This is a genomic window from Liquorilactobacillus uvarum DSM 19971, from assembly GCF_001434935.1.
Classification (GTDB): Bacteria; Bacillota; Bacilli; order Lactobacillales; family Lactobacillaceae; genus Liquorilactobacillus; species Liquorilactobacillus uvarum.
Genome location: NZ_AZEG01000112.1, coordinates 1 through 494 on the forward strand (window position 1 = coordinate 1; position 494 = coordinate 494).

Annotated in this window: 1 pseudogene; it reads right to left on the bottom strand. The window is 34.8% G+C overall.

Annotated features, from left to right (window positions below):
- Positions 1-344: 344 nt before the first annotated feature.
- Positions 345-494, bottom strand: a pseudogene (locus FD20_RS12680) (site-specific integrase); the annotation flags it as partial.

Sequence of the window (494 nt, forward strand, 5' to 3'; positions counted from 1 at the left end):
TAGAAAAAGTGCTCCATAACTGTTAGATTTCTTGTCTAACAATTATGGAGCACTTTATTGGGTGTGGACTTTTTGCTTTGGAAGTCGAATGAATAAAATAGGATTGTGCCTTTCCTCAGCACTTTGTAAGTATTTAAAACATAACAAACTTAGTTAAGTACAAGCATAAATTGAATTAAAAATACATTCAATTTAACAACGACGGAAATTGATTTTGTGGTTATCAGCAGGCCAAGTGAAACTAGGTCAATGCGCATTTACACCCCACAAAAATTTAGTGGGGTTTTGCGCTTAAAATCTGTCTCAGAAGTTGCCTTCGGCAACAACTAAAAACTCAAAGAAAACTAACCGAAATCAATTTGATCTAACATACTTTCGGTACTTGCTTGGTCTAAGCCTAAATAAACTAAAGTCATGGCTTCACTTGAATGATTTAATAAGTGCATGACTAGGCCAATATTGTAATTTGATTGCGTGTAAACACGATAAGCCCC